At 64.8% G+C, this 2,104-nt stretch carries 3 protein-coding genes and 1 pseudogene; all 4 read left to right on the top strand.

What is annotated here, in order from left to right; all coding sequences use genetic code 11:
- The coding region (locus BG842_RS00285) for a pyridoxal-phosphate dependent enzyme (RefSeq protein ID WP_254662789.1) at window positions 1-371 on the top strand (371 nt) is incomplete at its 5' end.
- 52 nt (window positions 372-423) lie between these two features.
- Window positions 424-522 (top strand): hypothetical protein, encoded by a 99-nt coding sequence (locus BG842_RS26810; protein ID WP_254662790.1) that lies wholly within the window; start codon window positions 424-426, stop codon window positions 520-522.
- 71 nt (window positions 523-593) lie between these two features.
- Window positions 594-1,613 carry a HEAT repeat domain-containing protein gene (locus BG842_RS00280; RefSeq protein ID WP_069449217.1) on the top strand — a complete coding sequence of 340 codons (1,020 nt, stop codon included), beginning with the start codon at window positions 594-596 and terminating at the stop codon, window positions 1,611-1,613.
- A 68-nt stretch (window positions 1,614-1,681) separates the two neighbouring features.
- Window positions 1,682-2,104, top strand: a pseudogene (locus BG842_RS00275) (Fe3+-hydroxamate ABC transporter substrate-binding protein); the annotation flags it as partial.

The following is a 2,104-nucleotide window of genomic DNA, read 5'->3' as shown; positions in this document are numbered from 1 at the left end:
TCCCTGTCTCCCGCCCGCCGGGTATCGGGTCTGCCGTCGGCGGAACGCCGCTGCTTCGAACGCCGCGACTCGACGACTACGCCGGGTGCGAACTCCGGGTCAAGGACGAGAGCGCGAACCCGACGGGCAGCTTCAAGGACCGCGGAAGCGCGGTCGGCGTCGCCCGAGCGCTCGACGCGGGCGACGACTGGGTGGGAACCGTTTCGCACGGCAACATGGCGATGAGCATGGCCGCGACGGCCGCCAGCGCGGGGCTGAACTGCCTCGTGCTCGTCCCCGACGACATCCCGACGGAGCGGCTGACCCACTCGCTCAGTACGACCCGACGCTGGTGCGCGTCGAGGGCGACTACGGTCGGCTGTACGACGTGAGCCTCGACCTACCGGGCGTCCGGTTCGTCAACTCCGACGCGCCGGCGAGTTTATCGTCCCGAATCCGAACGTCGTCGTCCAAGAGGGGGATTTAGTGACGCTCATCGGGAATCGGGAGGCGGTCGAACGGAGCGTGGCGATGTTGGAATAACCGGTTTCGCGCGTCGGTTCACCGTACCACGTGTTTTTGGTGTCGCCGCGAGACGTCCACGGCAACGAACGATGGACGAGTCATCTCACCGACCTTCCGTCGATCGACTCGCCGAACTGCTCGATTCGGGGGAACACGACGGCGCTATCGCGTGTCTGGAGCGGTTCGAAACGGCACCGACTGAGGAGCGCAAAGCCACCCTCGACGTTCTTCGGCGCGTCGAATCGGAGTCGCCGGGAGTCGTGGGACCGCTGCTTCCGGCCCTGTCGCCGTTTGTGACCGACGGAGAGCGCTCGATTCGATTGACGACGGCGAAACTGTTCGTCGCCGTTTCCGAACACGACCCCGACGCCGTGGTCCCGGTACTGTTCATGCTGACCGACCGTCTCGCGGACGAAGACGAGTTCTACTTCGTCCGTGCCCGCGCGGCGGAAGCGTTGGGAAACGTCGCGCTCGAACACACGGACGCAGTCGCGTCACCCGCCGTCGTCGCCGAGTTACAGATAGGGCTGTCGTTCGACGAACCGGAAGTGAAGGAGAAGTTGGCGAAAGCGCTTTCCGACATCGCGTTGGGCGACCCGGACCGTCTCAACCACCGCGTATCGAACCTCGCTGAGCATCTCGACGACGGGGACGAACTCGTCCGCTACTATCTCTGTACGGCACTCGCTGCCGTCGGGTGCGTGTCACCGGCGGCGCTCGGAGCGGAGGCCGACGCGCTCGTTGCGCGGTTGGACGACGAAAACGACCACGTTCGGGGACGGGCGGCCGAGGCCGTCGGTCTCCTCGGCCGCGTCGATGGGGATGATTCGGTGCCCCCGGAAGCGATGGAGCGGCTCCGTAAGAGGCGCGAGGACGAATCGTCGTTCGTCCGCGACAGGGCGCGGTTCGCGCTCGACGCAATCGACGAGGGCGAACGGGAATCGGGGGACGACGGCAGAGAAGGAACGCTCGCCGGACTCCGTGCGACGACGGACGAGGCCGTCGAGGAGATAACGGCCGAGGACGGGACCGGCGTGTGTCCGAGTTGCGGGCATTCGCTTCCGGACGTCGGGCCGCCGATGTGTCCGCGTTGCGGGTCGCCGTATTAAATACGGCATGGATTAGGCAGACCTAAAAATTCGAAAACGTTTTATAAATTTAGGCGGGCCTAAAACACATGTCGAAAGAGTGTACGACAGACTCGGGACGAACACGGCGGGACTACGTTAAGTACGGCGGCGCGATACTCGGCGGAAGCCTGCTCGCCGGATGTGCCGGAGATTCGGAATCGAAAACGACATCGACGACAACGACGGACACGACGAGTTCGTCCGATGGGACCACGAACGCCGAGGACGACTCCTATCCGGTCACGATGGCACCGACCGGAAGCGTCGCGTTCGAATCCGTTCCCGGCCGGTGGGTCGCGTACGGCGGCGGCTACGCCGATATGGGCGTCGTGCTCGGCAAAGCCGACGGAATGACGGGAATCGGCGGCGCGGACCGCTACTACACGGGGTTCTACGACGAGTTGCCCGGAGTGAGCGTGGACCGAACGAAGCTCGAAAACAACGATATCGGCAAGGCGGGGATGGGAAAA

It is taken from the genome of Haladaptatus sp. W1 (assembly GCF_001723155.1).
Classification (GTDB): domain Archaea; phylum Halobacteriota; class Halobacteria; order Halobacteriales; family Haladaptataceae; genus Haladaptatus; species Haladaptatus paucihalophilus.
The sequence above is the reverse complement of the archived record's forward strand: the minus strand, read 5'-3'. Positions and strand labels throughout refer to the sequence as shown.